The following is a 13,767-nucleotide window of genomic DNA, read 5'->3' on the forward strand; positions in this document are numbered from 1 at the left end:
GGCCTCAACCGCAGGCAACCAGGGATAGGCTCTCGCAGTGTTTTAGTCTGGTGTGTATGGAGAACACGGCTCCCAGCAGCAAGCAGGTCAAAAAGGCTGGGAGTAAGGTACGCAAGTTTTTCCGCGGTGACTCCTCCGTGGACTTGGAAGGGTTAGACCAAGCGCTTCGAACCATCGAGGCCCACCGGGCGCAGTTCAGCGATCCGCTAACTCGCGTGAACAATCGTCTGCGACAGCGACTTATGTCTGCTGGAAGCAAAGCTCGAGTCACTCAGCGGCTCAAGAAGATGCCGACCATTCTGGACAAGTTGCGGCGCGAGCCAAGACTGGACCTTTCCAGAATGAGGGACATCGGTGGGTGCCGAATCGTGTTGGACGACCTCCAGGAGCTGGATCATGTTCATGCCGCCATCGTCTCCAATTGGCGGGGCGGTACTGAGGACCCTGCTGACTATGTGAGGAGTCCTCGCGAATCCGGATATCGGGCCGTGCACTGCTTCGTGCGGGACCACAGCACACGCCTAACAATCGAAGTGCAACTGAGAACGACTCTGATGCATGCATGGGCTGAAGATGTTGAGAACGTCTCTGCCCGGATGGGCATAAACTACAAACAGGACGGTGGCTCTGAGTACCAGGAGTACATGAAAAACCTTTCCAGCCTTTACGAAGCAGTGGAGACAGGCTCACCGGTCCCTGAGGGGCTTGCTGATACCCTCAGAACACAACGTGCTCGCATCGCCCATCTAGTACAACGAGCAGAAAGGAGTGGGTGAGACTGATGAGTTCTTCTATCCGCCACTTCTTACTGACCTTCGACCATGCTCGCGACGAACTTATCGGCGTCGAAGATTTTGGCCATGACTCCCGGGCTGCAACTTCGCGATATGAGAGCCTCGAGGAGCAATACCGGGATTCCAGGACGATCGACATCGTCCTGGTTGGGTCAGATTCGATAGAGACCGTCAAAGTTACTCATAGCACGTACTTCACCGGCTTCCAGAATGCGTCGCTGGACGAAGGTGCTCTCGAGCGTATGCTCGCCTCAATCCAGTAGGGTATCTGAGCCGCTGGCCTACTTCTATGCACAGAGGAGGAGTGCGCCCTTCGAGGATTTCTCCTGTGTCCCCGTAGCCTGCCTGATATCCAGCAGCCAAACTGCGTGCAGAGGGACTTGGCGTGCTTGAGCTTGAGGGCGGAGAGGACTGGGTTCCGGGGTTCTGAGAGTCAGGCCGTTCTTGGGCCGTTCAACGGTTGTTGAGGGGGAGCAGGATCGATGGCTCCAGGTCGCCGAGCAGTAAGAGTGGGTTGATGTAGTCACCGTGCAGGCGCACGCCCCAGTGCAGGCAGGGGGATGCGCAGTGGTGGGTACCGTCGTTATAGGTGCTGAGTAATGCGACGGCCTTGCCTTGTGAAACCGCGTCGCCGGGCTTGAGGTCGGACTCGACGGGTTCGAAGGAGCTGACGTATCCACCACCATGATTGATGGACAGCACCTGACGGTCCACGACGACGCCGGAGAAGCTCACCACACCATCGGCGGGGGAGCGGATCTCTCCACCCTCGGGAGCGGCCATGTCCACACCGCGATGCCCGGAGGCCCATGGTGCCGGTGGAGAAATAAACTCTTCCACCACGTCACCCTCCACGGGGCGCAGCCACAGAGGAGGATTATCCTGCGCAACGGCCGGGGGCACCCCCACTATCGCAATGCCGACCAGCAGCATCATCAGTAGCTGGCGCGGACGAGGCCACCAGAGCACAGGGCGGCCCGAATCCGGAAAGAGTGCCGGTGTCGCCGTGGATTGGTCGGGGGCCATCGAACCAGGGTGAGTCACATCTCGGACCTCGCAGCTGGAGGACCTCATTTTGTGGGGGCTCAGGGGAGGAGGTCCCCTTCGCGCCCAGTTGGGGAAAACTCTGCGGCCGCGCTAGACTACAACCAGCAGGTTGACTGTGAGCACTTCGTGGTGCCCACAAGACATCTGACTACGCGCGTGGGAAGCTCACTTGAAGTTTGGGTGAGGGTGTTCCCTTCGGTCCACGACAATCCGCTCCTGACAAGGAGTCATTTGCGTGTCCGGGAGCATCAGGTCAGACCTCTGACCGCGCTAGGAGCTCGGGAGAACCGAGCAATATTGCAACCGATAAACAATTGAGCCGGTGCTGCACAGGCCCCTGTGTGAGAAGCCCGGCAGTGAAAGGACATCATGCCTGTCGTAACTATGCGTCAGCTGCTCGACTCCGGTGTGCACTTCGGCCACCAGACCCGCCGCTGGAACCCCAAGATGAAGCGCTACATCTTCACTGAGCGCAACGGCATCTACATCGTTGACCTGCAGCAGTCACTGAGCTACATCGACCGCGCCTACGAGTTCGTCAAGCAGACTGTCGCCCACGGTGGCAGCATCCTGTTCGTCGGCACTAAGAAGCAGGGTCAGGAAGCCATTGCAGAGCAGGCCACTCGCGTGGGGCAGCCCTACGTCAACCACCGTTGGCTCGGCGGTATGCTGACCAACTTCCAGACCGTCTCCAAGCGCGTCCAGCGCATGAAGGAACTGGAAGAGATCGACTTCGAGGACGTCGCTGGCTCCGGTCACACCAAGAAGGAGCTGCTGCTGCTGCGTCGCGAGCTGGACAAGCTCCAGGCCAACCTCGGCGGCATCCGCAACATGACCAAGACCCCTTCCGCCATGTGGATCGTGGACACCAACAAAGAGCACCTGGCCGTCGATGAGGCGCAGAAGCTCGGCATCCCAGTCATCGCGATCTTGGACACCAACTGCGATCCGGACGAGGTTGACTACCCGATTCCGGGCAACGACGACGCCATCCGCTCTGTCGACCTGCTGACTCGTGTGGTGGCCGACGCCGTGGCAGACGGCCTGATTGCCCGCGAAGAGCGCCGCGGAGGCGGCTCCGGTGCGGCAGCAGAGCCGATGGCCGAATGGGAGCGCGAACTGCTGGAGAAGCACGCAGCTGAGCAGAAGACCGCCGAGCAGAACTCAGCGGCGACAGTCGCAGAGCAGGAGCCGGACCAGTCTTCCCCCAGCACTGCAGAGGATGCCGCCGCCCAGGCAGAGACCGGTGAGGCTGAAGTGCCGGTCAACGCTGATGCCGGCGAGGCTGCTCAGAAGACTTTCGACAGCTGATCCACCTACTCTGATCTGAGAGGACACAGACATTTATGGCGAACTACACCGCTGCTGACATCAAGGCCCTGCGCGAGCGGACCGGCGCAGGCATGATGGACGTAAAGAAGGCTCTCGACGAGGCTGACGGCAACGTCGACAAGGCCATCGAGGCCATTCGGATTAAGGGGCTCAAGGGCGCCGCGAAGCGCGAAGGTCGCTCCGCCGCTGAGGGCATCGTGCTGGCCAAGGTCGTTGACGGCACCACCGGTTACCTGCTGGAAATCAACGCCGAAACCGACTTCGTGGCCAAGTCCGACAAGTTCATCGGCCTCGCTGAGAAAGTTCTCGAGGCAGCCGTTGCCCACGGTGTTGATTCCGTCGAAGCGCTGCTTGAAGCTGATCTCGATGGCCGCAAGGTCAGCGACTACGTGACCGAGGAAGGTGGTGCGATACTCGGTGAAAAGATCGTGGTCCGCCGTCTGGCCAAGGTCACCGGTTCCTACGTGGATCCATACCTGCACAAGACTTCCAAGGATCTCCCCGCACAGGTGGGCGTTCTGGTGGCCGTCGACGCAGACACTCCGGAGGCTCAGACCGCCGCACACGACGTGGCTGTCCACGCTGCCGCCTTCTCTCCGTCTTACCTGACACGGGATGAAGTCCCAGCGGAGACCGTGGCCGATGAGCGTCGGATCGCGGAGGAGACTGCCCGGGCGGAGAACAAGCCCGAGCAGGCTATGCCGAAGATCATCGAAGGCCGCACCAACGCGTACTTCAAAGAGCACGTCTTGGTTGACCAGCCTTTTGCGAAGGACCCCAAGGTCTCAGTCGCTAAGGTCCTGGAGCAGGCCGGCACCAACGCAGTGGCGTTCGCACGTTTCCGCGTTGGCAGCTCCTGAAAACAGGCTGAAGAACCCACCGTAACGGTTAGACTTACCCCTAACGTCTGACCGACCGAAAAGGGGGTGGCCATCTCATTCAGATGGTCGCCCCCTTTTCGTCTGCCCTGAAAGGAATCTGATGGTTGAGAACGCAACCCCGCGCCGTCGTGTGCTGCTCAAACTTTCCGGCGAGGTCTTCGGGGGAGGTGCCGTCGGAGTCGACCCCGCCACCGTGCGGGGGATAGCTGAACAGATCGCCGCGGTCTACGATCAGGTGGAGGTCGCAGTCGTGGTTGGCGGAGGCAACTTCTTCCGCGGGGCCGAGCTCTCCAAGGCTGGAATGGACCGGTCCAGAGCGGACTACATCGGCATGCTCGGAACGGTGATGAATGCCTTGGCTCTCCAAGACTTCTTGGAGCAGTCCGGCCAGCCGACCCGCGTGCAGACCGCAATCGGCATGGCCCAGGTCGCAGAACCGTACATTCCACTTCGGGCCATCCGGCACATGGAGAAGAGTCGGGTGGTTATTTTCGGCGCCGGCGCCGGCATGCCGTTCTTCTCCACAGATACCGTCTGCGCCCAGAGGGCACTCGAAGTGGGTGCCGACATGGTGCTGATGGGTAAGTCCGGGGTGGACGGCGTCTACACTGCCGATCCGCAGAAGGACCCCAACGCTGAGAAGCTCGACCGGCTCACCTACACTGAGGCGCTGCACCGCAATATCCGCGTGATGGACCAGACCGCCATGACAATGTGCAATGACAACGGACTCGATATGCGGGTATTCGGGATGGAAGCTGAGGGCAACGTGACGCGCGCGCTTCTCGGTGAGGAGATCGGCACACTGGTCACTCCCTGAAGGGGTGTCACTGACCGATAGACTGTGATTTAAGACCCTACAGCTCAAGGAGAGACCCGTGACTGAAGAGACCCTGCTCGAAGCTGACGACTTGATGCAGCGGGCCGTGGATGCCACATCCGAAGACTTTGCCACCGTGCGCACAGGCCGGGCCAACCCTTCCCTGTACTCCAAAGTGCTGGTCGACTACTATGGAGCGCCGACACCGCTGCAGCAGTTGGCTTCCTTCACCACTCCGGACGCCCGCACCATCCTCATCACTCCCTATGACATCTCCGCGATGCGCGAGATCGAGAAGGCGCTGTCCGACTCAGAGATCGGCGCGAACCCTTCCAATGACGGCAAACAGATCCGCATCACCATGCCGGATCTCACCGAAGAGCGCCGCAGAGAGTACGTCAAACTGGTGAAGTCCAAAGGTGAGGACCACAAAGTCTCGGTTCGCAACGCACGCCGCAAAGCCAAGGACGCCATCGACAAGGCCGTCAAGGACGGCGACATCGGCGAGGATGACGGCGACCGCGGGCTCAAAGAGCTCGACGGGATGACCAGGCAGTACACCGACCGCATTGACGAGATGATCAAACGCAAAGAGGCGGAACTGCTCGAAGTCTGAGCACATGATGACGACGCCGCCACGAGACTCTCAGCCCGCTGCGGCTCCCGAAAAGGCGCGTCGGGTCAAGGCCGGGCGCAACCTGCCTGCGGCCATCGCCACCGGGACAGTGCTGTTGGTCCCGGCAGTCTTCGGAATCTTCTGGTTCCAACCCCTGCTGATCGCCGTTTGGATAGTGGTGCTCTGCCTGGGCGTGTGGGAAGTGGCGCGGGCTCTCGAAGCCCATGAGCTCGACGACGCCCCTCGGTTGCGGATCCCCAAAGTTCCCCTCTACCTGGGTGCTGCTGCCATGCCCGCAGCAGCATACTGGGGTGGTGTGGAGGCGCTGACCCTTGCGCTGATGATCACCGGAGTCGCCGTCCTTGTAGGCGCAGCCGTGTGGCGTGTGCCTGACCCGGGCCGGAGCATTGTGGCCTCGCTCTTCGTCGCCTGCTGGGTGCCCTTCCTGATCTCTTTCGCCCTGCTGGTGATCCAGGTTGACCAGGGTGAATGGAGACTCGTGGTGGTCGTCCTTCTTGTGGTCTCCAATGACACCTTCGGCTACGTCGTCGGAGTGATTTTCGGCAAGCACCCCATGGCCCCCAAGATTTCACCGAAGAAGTCCTGGGAAGGTTTCGCCGGGTCTATGGGTGGGGCCATCCTGGTGGGAGTGCTGGCCTCGTGGCTGATCTTCGACGAACCGGTGTATGTGGGTGCACTATTGGCCGCCGCGGTTGTGGTCGCCTCCACCGCCGGCGACTTCAGCGAGTCGATGGTCAAACGCGAGCTCGCCATCAAGGACATGTCCCAAGTGTTGCCCGGCCACGGCGGAGTGATGGACCGATTGGACTCACTTGTGTTCGCGATGCCCACCGCTTACTTCGTGATCGTGGCGTTGACCGGAGACTCAGCCGGTCTGCCGTTAGGCTTATAGCTATGTCTACCACTTCCGCACCACTGTTCACTCTGCTTGAGGATAAAGATCAGGGGTACGATCGCGCCGAAGTTGACCAGTTCATGGCCCGCGCCCGCGAGGCCTATGACTCCGGTCGCGGCATGCCGCTTGCGGAGATTCGCCAGGCCAGCTTCTCTATGGGCCCCGGGGGATACAGTCCTGTGGAGGTTGATTCCGCCCTGGACCGACTTGAAGACGCTTTCGCCGGGGCGGAGCGCGACCGCTACATTGATCAGTTCGGTGAGGATGCCTGGTATGAGCAGCTCCACTACCGTTCACAGCCGCTGCGCCGCCGAATGGAGCGGCCTGACGGGCAGCGCTTCCGTGAGCCCGCCGGGGAAAGCACGGTAGGTTATCGCCGGAGTGAGGTGGACCACTTATGCCGAGAACTGGAGAAGTACCTCGATGGGGAAAATCCCATGAGTGTGGACGAGATTCGCACCATCACCTTCGCGACGGCAACCGCGGCTGAGGCCTATGACGAGGCTCAGGTGGATGCTTTCCTTGACCGTATGACTGAGATTATGGCCTCAGTCGGCTGATGAGATCGGCCGCAGTGAAGGGCCGATTCAGGGCTGGAGCGATGGGCTAGGCGGCGAAGGTGCCAGCCCTGCTATCGCTCAATCTTCTCCCGCGGCGTCGTCCTCTGGAAGCGGGAAAGCGTCAAAGTGGATCCGCACCCGGCGGCGGCCGTCTGACTCACCGGCATCCCGGCGGCTCTTGGCAGCCTCCGTATGACGATCAGCGACGTCCCACACCTCATTGCGGAAGGCCGCGAGTTCAGCAGCCGTCAGTGGTGTGCTGATAGTAGTCATGGCGGAGGCCTCCACCCACGCTGCCTCCTCCTCTGCGAGCCGTCCCTGGAAGGCACTGAGCTTCTCTGCACGTTCAGCAGTTTGACGCTGGGCGAGAGTGCGCAGCAAAGGGGTCTGTTGGGCGAGTGCCTGAGCGTCCTCGGGGGCGACGTTGAGACCCTTGGATCGCCACCATCGCTCACGCCCAGTTCCTTTCCCGGCGATTTCTTCCACGAGCCCAAATTTCTCCAACTGCCGCAGATGGTAGGAGGTTTGTCCGGTTGACTCATTGAGATGTTTGGCCAGCGTAGTCGACGTGGCATCTTCTCGGTCATTCAAGTAGTCGAGGATTCTCATCCGCAGTGGATGGGTGAACGCCTTCAGGGTGCGGACATCTTTGACCTGGGCATTTTCGGCGAACCGTTCCGCGGTGCTGCGCGATTCAGACATATTGCAGAGAAACCTTTGCAGATGTATAGTTGCATTCAAATACTTGCAAAGAAAACTCTGCAAGTATTTCTTGGTACTAGTCTACGGAGAAGAACCTCATGGCGCACAACCACCGCACCGCAGCAGCCTCCACTGAACCTAGAAAGCGGCGCGAGACCAGGCGGCGTCGAATCCGAGATGCCGAAATCAGGCGCGAGGCCGCTATTGTCCGGGCTCTCCTGCTGCCGCGCCAATTCTGAGGAGACTCAAGACCTGACACAGACGAGTAGTGATCACAGTGCGGGGTTCACCTGAGCACACGGTAGTGGCATGTCGAACCATTCGGTGACCTGGTGACCACTTCGAGCGGAAACGAACGCTTGGCGCCCCGCAATGCAGGGGTCCCCCCACCCAGAAAAATTGGGACGGTGGCCAGCAGCACTTCGTCCAACACACCGGCTTCGAGGCACTGGCGGGCGACGTCGGCCCCGAGCACATGCACCATTCCGTCAGTGCCGGCAGCTTGGCGCGCAGTCTCAATGGCTTCCTCCAGAGAGTGAGTGAAGGTGAACCCTTCGGCTGCCCCTTCTGCGGGCCGGTGGGTCAGTACGATTTGGGGGCCTTCCCAGCGGCCTTCGAAAGCGCCCTCCTTCTTGGAGTCACCAGCGTTCGGATCGTCCCCGTCGAAGGTGGTGCGGCCGATCAGCAGTGCTGTCACCTGGGGGATCATCTTCTCCAACAGCGGGTCTGGGTCCCCGCCCATAAAGGCCCGTAACCATTGCATGTCGCCGCCGGGGCCAGCGATGTATCCATCGGCGGAGGCTGCGGCGGAATAGATGAAGGTGGTCATCGCTCCGTCCATCGACGTTCCACACGTGGTCGACCTGCAGCTCTGTCGCCGTACAGAGGCAGCGATGCGCCATAAATCAGGGTCGCCCTCAGGAGCATGTACATATAGCACCACAACCGAAGGTAGAATGCAATCAGTTATACAAACTTTGGGAGAGGACCCCGTGACCGAAACGGCGCAGCATCGATCAGGCTGTCCCATCAACCTGTCTTTGGAAGTGTTGGGGGACAGCTGGTCTCTGATCGTGATCCGGGACATCATGTTTGGAAACCGCAGGCACTACCGTCAGTTGTTGGGGGAGTCTGAGGAGGGCATCGCCTCAAACATCCTCAGCGCCCGCCTCAAACAGCTGCTTGACCTTGGGTTGGTCACCAAGGAACAGGACCCCTCACATAAGCAGCGCCAGCTGTACAGTCTGACCGAAAGGGCCATCCAGCTGGTACCTGTGCTGGTGCAGCTTGGCGCTTGGGGTCGCAAATTTCTGCCGGTGAGCCCGGAACTGAGCATCCGCTCCAAGGTGCTCGAGGATGGCGGGCCGCAGTTGTGGGAGCGCTTCATGTCGGAACTCCGCACGATGCACCTGGGAGCACCGCCGCAGGAGCATCCATCCGTCTTCGAAGAGCTGGAGCACGCCTACCGGGCGACGTTGGCTCCTGGAGATTCCTCACCAGGGTAGGTCACACCGACCTGGCGGCGAACCGTTCATCCAGTGGCCAGAATGCCGCAGCAGTGAGCATCGCGTGAGACGCCGTCATACCGTTGAGCTGCGGCGCTCAACGCGTCAGTTCAAAAAGTTTCTCGGTGATGACCTGGGCGCGGGCATTGGAGAATACCTGTTCCTCCCCGATCTCGGTGAAGCCGCGGGACTCAAGAATCTTCAGCGTGCCCACATTGTCAGTAACCACCCGGGCACGGAGGGGACGTTCGGTGAACTCCTCAAGGAACTGGTCGAACGCTGTGGTTGTGACACCGTTGCCCCAGAACTGCTTATCGGTCCAAAACATCACCTCGTGGATGTCACCATCGCGGAACACGGCGATTGAACCCGCGGCTTGGCCGTCCACGTCAATGGTGCGGACCAAGGACCTCTTATCGTTGAGAAGCTCGCCCCAGTGGTGGTCGAAAATCGACCGATCCCTGGGGTTGGTCGGCGCGAAACCGGCCATATGAGCCGCGTCAGCGTCCTGCTGAAAGGCGAAGAACTGGTCCAAGTCCTCCGCCTGCACATCGCGCAGAGTAATCTCCATGGAAGGCTCCTTCACATCGGCTTGTGGCCGAGACATCTGAAAGTGGGGTTCCTCCAGCCTACCTGCTCGCCGTGTTCCGGCTTACGGGCTCTTGTTCACCCGGACCGGCTGCTGAAGTTCGGTGAGCCAGCTCGACTGATCGGAGGATGCGGCGCGGATGTAGAACTCACGGCACGGACCGTACGGCTCGTAGCCGTGGGTCCGGATCTCCTCGTGCAGAGCTTGCCAGCTGAGGTGTATGCGACTCATGCTCCCGTGATGGACAGTGGTTAACGCTTCCTCCACGGCGGGAAGGGTGATTATTTCGAAACCTGGGTGCGGCTCTCCGGCGTATTCGTAGCCGACGGTGACTTCTGTGCCCTCAGCGGTCAGGGAGTAAGCCGCAATAGGAGCGTCAAGCGCTCCGATGGTTCCTCCGAGTATGGAAGCGATCCGATCGAACGCCGGCCCCACCACACTGGCCATTGTCCGCTGATCACGGACAATGCTTCGGTCGGCCGCCAACCGCACCTCAGGCAAGGACTTGGTCACTATCTCAGCAGTTCCCATTGCGGTGCTCCATCGCGTCGAAAGGGAGTTCACTGACCACGATGATCCCCCTGGGGCGCGGAGTCAAGGGTGAAGAGTTTGGCGCCCGTGGCCGAGGCGGGATAATGGAGCGCATGTCGCTTCCTCGCCGCGTTGCCATTCTGGGCTCTACCGGCTCCATCGGAATCCAGGCGCTGGAGGTCATTGCCGCGCATCCAGAGTCTTTTCGTGTCGTCGCGCTCTGCGCCGGCACCAACGCCGCGCTCCTCGCAGAGCAGGCGCGCACTTTCCAGCCTGAGCTGGTGGGCATCCGGGACGACTCCGCCGCCGCCATCCTGGCAGAGCAGCTGAGCGGTCTGGACTCCGAGCTCATCACCGGAAGTGAGTCAGCGGAGCACATTGCCGCACACTCTGATGCTGACGTGGTGCTCAACGCCATCACTGGCTCTATCGGTCTGAAGCCGACCCTCTCCGCGCTCAGGTCCGGCGCCACCCTCGCCCTGGCCAACAAGGAATCTCTGGTGGTCGGCGGTTCACTGGTCCAACAGGCTGTCCAGCGGCCGGGCCAGATTGTTCCAGTGGACTCAGAACACTCCGCATTGGCTCAGGCCCTGGCTTCCGGTCGTCACCAGAGGGGTATTTGCGCAGTGCCCGTCGCTGACCAGGAGGAGCTCTCCGGTGAAACGGAGGTGGCGAAGCTGATCCTCACCGCCTCCGGTGGGCCGTTCCGCGGGTGGGATGCCCAAGACCTCGCTGCTGTGACGCCGGAGCAGGCACTGAAACACCCGAACTTCGCTATGGGGCTCATGGTCACTACCAACTCGGCCACCATGGTCAATAAGGCACTGGAGGTGGTGGAGGCTCATCTGCTCTTCGACGTCCCGCTGGATCGGGTGGAGACCGTGATTCATCCCCAGCAGTACATTCACTCTCTGGTGGAGTTTCACGACGGCTCGACGATTGCCCAGGCGGGTCCTCCGCGCATGCTGGTGCCGATTGCGTTGGGGCTCAGCTGGCCGGATCGTCTGCCGCAGGTGGACTATCCCATGGACTGGTCCCACCCGATGAGCTGGGACTTCGAACCGCTGGACCACAGTGCGTTCCCCGCGGTCCAGCTCGCGAAACAGGCCGCCGCCAGCTCTGCGACCCATATGGCGGTGTACAACGCCGCCAATGAGCAGGCCGTAGGAGCATTCCACACCGGCCGTCTCGGGTTCACCGGGATCCTCGCCACCGTGGAGCAGGTACTTGCCCAGCACACCGGAGTGCCAGAGTCTGAGGCAGATCTGGAGGCCGTGCTGGGTGCAGAGGAGTGGGCCAGGCAGAGCGCAGAAGCGCTGATCGCGCAGTCATGGGCGGCGTCGTCGGGTGTAGTGCGATGACGGCAATGCTGATGTTAGCCGGAGTGCTGATCATGGCGATCGGCATCATCGTCTCCATCGCTCTGCACGAGGTGGGCCACCTGCTGCCAGCCAAACTCTTCAAAGTCCGAGTAACCCAGTACATGGTCGGGTTCGGCCCCACCCTGTGGTCCAAGGTCAGGGGTGAGACCGAATACGGCATTAAGGCTGTGCCGCTGGGCGGCTACGTCGCCATGATCGGCATGTACCCACCGCCGGAGCAGAAGCACGACGACGCCGCGGCAGAGGATCACGAAGACTCCGGGCCCACTGACCCATACCTCCAGCAGGTGGGCGCGCAGTATGTGGCTCCGCCGGTGGAGCGCAGTTCTGCTGCCGAGCGCCTGCCGGATGAGCAGAAGACGGTGATGTCCCACTCCACCGGCATCTTCCAGCAGATGTCCCAGGAGGCACGCGAGGTAGCCTCCGAGGAGCTGCGCCCCGGCGATGAGCAGCGGATGTTCTTTCGACTGGCCACGTGGAAGAAAGTCATCATAATGCTGGGTGGCCCGGCCATGAACGGCATTTTGGCTCTGCTGCTGACCGCAGGCACGGTTTCACTGCACGGGATGAACACCGCCACCACTGAAGTAGCCGATGTCTTCGAGTGCATCACCACCGTAGAGGCCGAGGATGCAGCAGAGTCATTGGAAGAGCGGGAGTGCACCGAGAATGATCCGGCTGGCCCCGCCTATGAGGCCGGCCTGGAGCCCGGGGATGAGATTGTGGCTTTCGGAGGGACGGAGATCGACGAATGGGAGGACCTCACACCACTCATTCGGGATGCAGCCGGAACTCCGAGCCAGGTCCTTTATCTGCGCGACGGGGAGGAACTCACTACGGAGGTCACGCCCATCCTCACCGAACGGCCGATCGAGGGCCGGATGGGCGCCCCAGAGCGGGATGCTGACGGTTCGTTGGTGACCGAGCCGGTAGGTTTCATCGGCGTGCTCTCCTTAACTGAAGTGCAGCGTCAGCCCCCCTGGGAGGCCGGGCCGATCGTTTACGAACAGACCAGGGCCGTGGGTGAAGTGGTGCTCACCCTGCCGCAGCGCATGTACGACGTAGGGGTCTCCACGTTTACCGAGGTGGAGCGCGACCCAGATGGGCCGATGTCCGTAGTGGGAGTCGGCCGGGTGGCGGGTGAAATCTCGGCTCAGGACCAGATCCCGTTGGAGTCGCGCTTCGCGACGCTGATGTCCCTGGTGGCTGGTGTCAACGTGGCGCTGATGGTGTTCAACCTCATCCCGCTGCTGCCGCTGGACGGCGGACATGTGGCAGGGGCGCTCTATGAGGGGCTGCGCAGAAGATTGGCGAAGCTGCTGGGACGCCCTGATCCGGGACCGTTCGACATCTCGAAGCTGCTGCCGCTGACCTACGTGGTGGCCATACTGCTGATCGGGATGGGCGTGATGCTGATATTGGCAGACATTGTTAACCCGATTCGCCTGTTCGATTGACCCACTCGACGGCGGCGTCGAGCAGGGTGTCGCACCCCTGATCGACACTGAGAGTGACGCCAAGCTCATCTGCCTGCAGCGGCTCCAGTGTCGCCAACTGCGAGGTCAGGAGTTCAGACGGCATGAAATGGCCGGTCCGGGCGGCGACCCGAGACTGAAGGAGCTCGTAGCTGCCGTGCAGATGCACCAGGAAAACAGCTCCGGCTTCCTGCCGAATCAGGTCTCGATAGCTCCGCTTCAGCGCCGAACACGCCACGACGATCTCCGAGTTGGACTCAGCAGCGGCAATCCGCTGGCCGACTCGTCTCAGCCACGGGGCACGGTCCTCATCTGTCAGGGCAGTGCCTGCGGCCATCGACGCTCTGGCCTCGGGTGCGTGGAGATCGTCGGCATCGGCGAACTCCCGGCCGAGCCGCGCAGCGAGCAGGCTTCCCACCGTTGACTTTCCACAGCCGGAGACGCCCATCACCACAATCGCGGCCACGCTTACCTCCCAGAGGGTTGGTGAAGTCACAGTATTCCACCCCAGCAACCAATGGCGCTGCGGACCAGGATAAGCCAGGGGAGAAGTGAGCAGGCAGAGGTGAGCAGGCGTCGTCGTCATCGGTACCATGGAGGAGTGAACGCGATAAATC

The 13,767-nt window shown here is 61.3% G+C and carries 17 protein-coding genes; 11 read left to right on the forward strand and 6 right to left on the reverse strand.

The features are described 5' to 3' along the window. Nucleotides 1-56 precede the first annotated feature (56 nt). A complete protein-coding gene (locus D3250_RS07205; protein WP_119902679.1) occupies nt 57-776 on the forward strand; it encodes a RelA/SpoT domain-containing protein in 720 nt (239 codons plus the stop codon). 5 nt (nt 777-781) lie between these two features. After that, the gene (locus D3250_RS07210) at nt 782-1,057 is read left to right on the forward strand and encodes a hypothetical protein (protein ID WP_119902680.1); all 276 of its coding nucleotides are present in this window, start codon (nt 782-784) and stop codon (nt 1,055-1,057) included. A 190-nt stretch (nt 1,058-1,247) separates the two neighbouring features. On the opposite strand, the gene D3250_RS07215 is transcribed toward D3250_RS07210, so the two are convergent. Then, the gene (locus D3250_RS07215) at nt 1,248-1,820 is read right to left on the reverse strand and encodes a M23 family metallopeptidase (protein ID WP_225973202.1); all 573 of its coding nucleotides are present in this window, start codon (nt 1,818-1,820) and stop codon (nt 1,248-1,250) included. A 390-nt stretch (nt 1,821-2,210) separates the two neighbouring features. Between D3250_RS07215 and rpsB the strand changes: the two genes are divergently transcribed. From rpsB to D3250_RS07245, 6 genes are all read left to right on the forward strand, one after another. Next, the gene (gene rpsB, locus D3250_RS07220) at nt 2,211-3,152 is read left to right on the forward strand and encodes a 30S ribosomal protein S2 (RefSeq protein ID WP_119902682.1); all 942 of its coding nucleotides are present in this window, start codon (nt 2,211-2,213) and stop codon (nt 3,150-3,152) included. A gap of 35 nt (nt 3,153-3,187) precedes the next feature. Next, nucleotides 3,188-4,033, forward strand: coding sequence for a translation elongation factor Ts (tsf, locus tag D3250_RS07225; protein ID WP_119902683.1), 846 nt, complete (start codon nt 3,188-3,190; stop codon nt 4,031-4,033). A 121-nt stretch (nt 4,034-4,154) separates the two neighbouring features. Then, nucleotides 4,155-4,874, forward strand: coding sequence for a UMP kinase (gene pyrH, locus D3250_RS07230; RefSeq protein ID WP_119902684.1), 720 nt, complete (start codon nt 4,155-4,157; stop codon nt 4,872-4,874). Nucleotides 4,875-4,932: 58 nt separating this feature from the next. Continuing rightward, nucleotides 4,933-5,490, forward strand: a complete 558-nt coding sequence (gene frr, locus D3250_RS07235) for a ribosome recycling factor (protein WP_119902685.1) — start codon at nt 4,933-4,935, stop codon at nt 5,488-5,490. Between the two features lie 4 nt (nt 5,491-5,494). Then, nucleotides 5,495-6,403 (forward strand): phosphatidate cytidylyltransferase, encoded by a 909-nt coding sequence (locus D3250_RS07240; protein ID WP_119902686.1) that lies wholly within the window; start codon nt 5,495-5,497, stop codon nt 6,401-6,403. Nucleotides 6,404-6,405: 2 nt separating this feature from the next. After that, nucleotides 6,406-6,966 (forward strand): DivIVA domain-containing protein, encoded by a 561-nt coding sequence (locus tag D3250_RS07245; RefSeq protein ID WP_119902687.1) that lies wholly within the window; start codon nt 6,406-6,408, stop codon nt 6,964-6,966. Between the two features lie 78 nt (nt 6,967-7,044). On the opposite strand, the gene D3250_RS07250 is transcribed toward D3250_RS07245, so the two are convergent. Then, nucleotides 7,045-7,668, reverse strand: a complete 624-nt coding sequence (locus tag D3250_RS07250) for a winged helix-turn-helix domain-containing protein (RefSeq protein WP_119902688.1) — start codon at nt 7,666-7,668, stop codon at nt 7,045-7,047. Nucleotides 7,669-7,954: 286 nt separating this feature from the next. Continuing rightward, nucleotides 7,955-8,497, reverse strand: coding sequence for a dihydrofolate reductase family protein (locus tag D3250_RS07255; RefSeq protein WP_225973203.1), 543 nt, complete (start codon nt 8,495-8,497; stop codon nt 7,955-7,957). A gap of 163 nt (nt 8,498-8,660) precedes the next feature. On the opposite strand from D3250_RS07255, the gene D3250_RS07260 reads away from it, so the two are divergent. Next, a complete protein-coding gene (locus D3250_RS07260; RefSeq protein ID WP_225973204.1) occupies nt 8,661-9,173 on the forward strand; it encodes a winged helix-turn-helix transcriptional regulator in 513 nt (170 codons plus the stop codon). A gap of 97 nt (nt 9,174-9,270) precedes the next feature. On the opposite strand, the gene D3250_RS07265 is transcribed toward D3250_RS07260, so the two are convergent. Together D3250_RS07265 and D3250_RS07270 are read right to left on the reverse strand one after the other, a co-directional pair. After that, a complete protein-coding gene (locus D3250_RS07265; RefSeq protein WP_318778945.1) occupies nt 9,271-9,744 on the reverse strand; it encodes a GNAT family N-acetyltransferase in 474 nt (157 codons plus the stop codon). Between the two features lie 81 nt (nt 9,745-9,825). Further along, on the reverse strand, nt 9,826-10,293 hold the full coding sequence (locus D3250_RS07270; protein ID WP_119902692.1) for a GyrI-like domain-containing protein: 468 nt from the start codon (nt 10,291-10,293) through the stop codon (nt 9,826-9,828). Between the two features lie 113 nt (nt 10,294-10,406). Here D3250_RS07270 and dxr point away from each other — a divergent pair, with 113 nt between their 5' ends. Together dxr and D3250_RS07280 are read left to right on the forward strand one after the other, a co-directional pair. Beyond that, nucleotides 10,407-11,654, forward strand: coding sequence for a 1-deoxy-D-xylulose-5-phosphate reductoisomerase (dxr, locus tag D3250_RS07275; protein WP_119902693.1), 1,248 nt, complete (start codon nt 10,407-10,409; stop codon nt 11,652-11,654). Beyond that, entirely contained in the window at nt 11,651-13,132 is a 1,482-nt protein-coding gene (locus tag D3250_RS07280; protein WP_119902694.1) for a M50 family metallopeptidase, read from the forward strand. The genes dxr and D3250_RS07280 overlap by 4 nt, the downstream gene beginning before the upstream one ends. On the opposite strand, the gene D3250_RS07285 is transcribed toward D3250_RS07280, so the two are convergent. After that, nucleotides 13,107-13,646: a gluconokinase gene (locus D3250_RS07285; protein WP_225973205.1), complete on the reverse strand. Its 540-nt coding sequence runs from the start codon at nt 13,644-13,646 to the stop codon at nt 13,107-13,109. The two genes, D3250_RS07280 and D3250_RS07285, sit on opposite strands and share 26 nt — an antisense overlap. Between the last annotated feature and the right edge of the window lie 121 nt (nt 13,647-13,767).

This window comes from Nesterenkonia natronophila (genome assembly GCF_003595215.1).
Classification (GTDB): Bacteria; Actinomycetota; Actinomycetes; order Actinomycetales; family Micrococcaceae; genus Nesterenkonia; species Nesterenkonia natronophila.